We start from the raw sequence: 4,173 nt of genomic DNA on the forward strand, positions 1-4,173 counted from the left end.
TCTTCGACGGTCTGGGCGTGCATGTCGAACCGGCCCGCCATGTCGCGCATGGCGTGCGGGTCGGTCATAAAACGGTTGGGCATGGTGAGTTCCTTCGTGGCTGGTCGTGGGTGCTGGTGGCCGTTGTTGGTCAAGAGTACGGCCTTGCGACGAACGGATGGTCTCAAACGGGTGACATGTTTCCTCTGATCTGCTGGTGATCTGCTAGCCGGCGACGACCGGGCGGGCCATCACGGTGGGCTTGAACCCGTAGCGCGGCGCCCCGAAACCGAAGCCGCCGCGCCCGGCCGAAGCGACCGATGGCATGCCGGCGGGGACGGTGGCCACCGCAGCGCCGTCCTCGGGGGCGGCCGCCCAGCCGGTGCCCGCCAACGTCGCAGAGCCGGTGCCCGCCGAGGTGGCCGCCGACCAGCTCGCCGGCACCGACAGCCCGCCGACCGAGGTCGCCCGGCCCAGGCCCGTCAACACCGGCGCGCCGCCGGAGGCTGTGGTCACGGCGGCGGGGGCGGTCGGGGCTACGGTGCTCGCGGCGGCCGCTCCCGCCGCGCCGCCGAGCCCGCCGATGCCCAAACCGTGGGCGTTCGCCAGCCCGACGCCGGACGAAATACCGGCGAACATGTTCCACGCCCCGATGTTTCCCAGCTGACCGAGGTAGGTCTGCGCTGAGTTCCAGATGCCTATGTTCTCGGTCGAATTGATGAAATCGGTCACGAACCCCGAGAGCCCCGACGAAGACGATCCGGCCGACCCTGCCAGCGGCGACGCCAGCCCCTGCACGGTCGTGGGCAGGCTGGAGACCAGCTGCGACAGCCCCGATTGGGCGCGGGCCTTCGAGACGGCGGCGGCCTGGTGCGCCGGTCCGGCCGGGTTGGTGTCGGGGGTTGGCGAGCTCAGCGGCTGCAATACCCCGGCACTCGCCGAGGAGGCCGCGTACCCGTACATCGCCGCGGCGTCCTGGGCCCACATCTCGGCGTACTGGGCCTCGGTGGCCGCGATCGCCGGCGTGTTCTGCCCGAGGACGTTGGTCGCGACCAGTGCCGCAAGTTGGGCCCGGTTGGCGGCGATCACCGGCGGGGGAACAGTCATCGCGAACGCCGTCGAGAAGGCGGCCGCCGAGGCCATGGCCTGCGCAGCGGCGTGCTCAGCGGCCGCCGCGGTGGCGTGCATCCAGGCCACATAGGGGGCGGCCGCGGTGGCCATCGCCGTCGACGCCGGACCCCGCCACGCCTCACCGGTCAATTCCGCGATCACCGTCTGGTAGGCGGTCGCCGTGGCCGTCAGGTCGGCACCCAAGCTGTTCCACGCCGCCGCGGCGGCCATCATCGGACTGTCGCCGGGGCCGGTGTACATGCGCGCGGAGTTGATCTCCGGGGGTAACGCTCCGAAATCCATGTCGCTGCTCTCTCTCTGTACGTCTGCGGCCCGGCGCTACAGGGGCCGCTACAAGACCGCGGGTTTGGGCATCACGGTGGGCTTGACGCCGTAACGCGGCGCGCCCAAGCCGAACCCGCCGCGCCCGGCCGAAGCCACCGACGGCATCGCCGCCGGCATGGTGGCCACCGGCGCGGTGTGCGGGGCGGCGGCGGTCCAGCCCGCACCCGTCAACGTCGTCGGGACAGCGCCCGACGCCGCGGCGGCCGGCGCAGCCCAACCGGGCGGCACCGACAACCCGCCGACCGAGGACGCCTGACCGACACTGGCCAGCATCGGGGCCGCACCGACGGCGCTGGCGGCGGCCGGCGGAGCCGAAGCTGCCGCCAGAGTTCCCGCACCCACACCGCCCGACGCCGTGGTCGCGACTCCAGTGAGCGCTCCCGGAGCCAAAAAGCCGGAGCTTCCCAGCTGCAGCAGGTCCGAGGCCGCAGAACCGAAATCGCCCAACTGCAAGACACCGAGGATGCCGCTGTTGCTCAGCGCGGCCGGCGCCAGCGCGTACGGTCCGGATGCAGACCCGTTGAGCAAATTGATCAGCCCGCCGAGCCCAGACGCCGACGAACCCGTGGCGGTCGAGTTGGCGGCTTCGGTGGCCCCGTAGGAGCCGGCGCTGATGCCCAGAGTGTGCACGAACATGTCGTGAATCGCCGTGGCCTGGGCGCTGACCTGTCGGTACAGGTTGCCGTAGGCGGCGAACAGGGTCGCCTGCAGCGTGGACACCTCGTCGGCGGCCGCGGGGACGACACCGGTGGTCGGGGTCGCGGCCGCCGCGTTCTGCGCCGCCATCGCCGAGCCGATGCCCTGCAGCTTGCCCGCGGCCGCCATGAGCGCTTCGGGCTGCGTGGTCACGAACGACATCACGTCTCCTCAAGGATCCTCACGGAACCGAGCCGACTGTCGGTCGGCCACTGCGTAGTGACACCACGCTCCGTTAGAAAAGCGCGGCTGTGAGGTTTTGTTGATGATTTCTTGACGTCGGCGCTCGAACTTTTAACGCATTGCTACCGATCCGTGACCCAAAGCCTGAGCGTCAGCCGGACGCAGGCCGAGTCACGGACCGGGGATGACGGCCCGGCATCACACCTCGGACGTGATGACCCGTGCCTGCTAGCCAGCCATGACGGGGCGGGCGATCACGGTGGGCTTGAACCCGTACCGCGGCGCACCGAAACCAAAGCCCCCGCGGTTGCCTATACCCCCGGTGGGCATGCCGCCGGGCATCGCCGCAAGCGTGTGGCTTTCCGGGGCGGCGGCCCAGCCGGTGCCCGCCAGCGTCGCCGAACCTGTGCCCGCGGGGGTGGCCGCCGACCAGCTCGCGGGTACCGACATGGCCCCCACGGTGCCCGCGTGACCCAGCTCCGCGGAGACCGCCGACGTGGTCCCGCTCAGCGCCGCCGAGGTGCTCGCAGCTGTGCCACCACCCAACGCTCCGAGACTGCTCAGCGGACCACCGGGAGCCAACAACGCCCCTAGCCCGCCGAACGGTCCGGCGATACCGTTGGCGGCGTTGCCGCCCGCGCCGGCGAAGTAACCGATCAAGTTCGGAATCAACGTGGACGGGATATACATCGTGGCCGTCGCGGCGCCGGAGGACACCCCGTTCAAGATTACCGACGGGTAGTCGACGGACGAGGCTGCGGCGCTCGCCGCGGTTGCGACACCGCTCAGTCCCGACGTCGACGTCGCCGACTGCAGCGGGGCGGCCAGGCTTTGCAGTGCGGACGGCACGCTCGACATCAGTTGTGCCACCTGCGCGCTGTTGCCTGCGGCGGTGCCCGCGGCCTGGGTGACCGCGGCCGCTTGGCCGGCGACGCCGGCCTGGTTGGTGACCTGCGTCGGGGAGCTAAACGGCGTCAGCTGCGACGCGCTCGCCGAGTTAGCCGCATAGCCGTACATCACCGCCGCATCCTGAGCCCACATCTCCCCGTAGTGGGCCTCGGTGGCCATGATCTCCGGGGTGTTCTGTCCGAGCACGTTGGTGGCCACCAGGGTTGCCAACTGTGTGCGGTTGGCGGCGACCGCTTGCGGGGGCACCGTCATCGCGAATGCTGTCTCGTAGGCTGCGGCTGCCGCCTGGGCCTGGCGGGCCGTCAGCTGCGCCTGCGCCGCCGCCGTGCTCATCCAGGTGATGAAGCGGTGGATCGCGGCCACCATCGCCGCTGACGCCGGACCCGTCCACTCTTCGCTGCTCAGCCTTCCGATGACTGACTCGTAATCACTTGCTACTGAACTTAATTCAGTGGCCAAACCGTTCCACGCGGATGCCGCCGCCATTATCGGCCCGGCCCCCGCGCCGGAATACATGCGGGCGGAGTTGACTTCCGGCGGAAGCATTCCGTAATCGAGCATGACCCTTCTCCTAACCGGCCGCGATCGTGTTGGCGGCCTCGGTGGCCGCGTAGGAGGCACCACATGTGGCCAGCGTGCTGACCAACATCTCGTGGATCGCCGCGGCCTGGGTGCTGAACTCCTGGTAGACAGCGGCGTGCGAGGCGAACTGGACCGCCGTGAGCGCCGAGACCTCGTCGGCGGCAGCCGGGACCACGCCGGTGGTCGGCGCGGCCGCGGCGGCGTTCTGGGCGGACATCGCCGAGCCGATCCCCTGCAGACTGGCGGCCGCGGCCGTCAACGCCTCGGGCTGTGTGGTCACGAAAGACATGGGCATCTCCTCATGGGAAAGAGCCGGCTGCGCAACGCGGTTCGGCCGCAGCTGTGGCTTGGTTCAACTGGACTCATAGC

The 4,173-nt window shown here is 70.3% G+C and carries 4 protein-coding genes and 2 pseudogenes; all 6 read right to left on the minus strand.

Annotation, left to right across the window (positions count from 1 at the left end; genetic code table 11):
• Positions 1-83 (minus strand): annotated as a pseudogene (locus ABDW21_RS16470) (WXG100 family type VII secretion target); the annotation flags it as partial.
• Between the two features lie 121 nt (positions 84-204).
• Entirely contained in the window at positions 205-1,392 is a 1,188-nt protein-coding gene (locus ABDW21_RS16475) for a PPE family protein (RefSeq protein WP_343603225.1), read from the minus strand.
• A gap of 48 nt (positions 1,393-1,440) precedes the next feature.
• Positions 1,441-1,707, minus strand: a complete 267-nt coding sequence (locus ABDW21_RS16480) for a PE/PPE C-terminal domain-containing protein (RefSeq protein ID WP_343603228.1) — start codon at positions 1,705-1,707, stop codon at positions 1,441-1,443.
• A 288-nt stretch (positions 1,708-1,995) separates the two neighbouring features.
• A pseudogene (locus ABDW21_RS16485) lies at positions 1,996-2,292 on the minus strand (PE family protein); the annotation flags it as partial.
• Between the two features lie 249 nt (positions 2,293-2,541).
• A complete protein-coding gene (locus tag ABDW21_RS16490; RefSeq protein WP_343603226.1) occupies positions 2,542-3,783 on the minus strand; it encodes a PPE family protein in 1,242 nt (413 codons plus the stop codon).
• 10 nt (positions 3,784-3,793) lie between these two features.
• Entirely contained in the window at positions 3,794-4,093 is a 300-nt protein-coding gene (locus ABDW21_RS16495; RefSeq protein WP_343710757.1) for a PE family protein, read from the minus strand.
• Between the last annotated feature and the right edge of the window lie 80 nt (positions 4,094-4,173).

This window comes from Mycobacterium sp., assembly GCF_039583805.1.
Classification (GTDB): Bacteria; Actinomycetota; Actinomycetes; order Mycobacteriales; family Mycobacteriaceae; genus Mycobacterium.

Coding starts and splice junctions, on each gene's coding strand:
- ABDW21_RS16475 (WP_343603225.1), bottom strand. CDS start 1,392: ATGGATTTCGGAGCGTTACCCCCGGAGATCAACTCCGCGCGCATGTAC.
- ABDW21_RS16480 (WP_343603228.1), bottom strand. CDS start 1,707: ATGCTGGCCAGTGTCGGTCAGGCGTCCTCGGTCGGCGGGTTGTCGGTG.
- ABDW21_RS16490 (WP_343603226.1), bottom strand. CDS start 3,783: ATGCTCGATTACGGAATGCTTCCGCCGGAAGTCAACTCCGCCCGCATG.
- ABDW21_RS16495 (WP_343710757.1), bottom strand. CDS start 4,093: ATGTCTTTCGTGACCACACAGCCCGAGGCGTTGACGGCCGCGGCCGCC.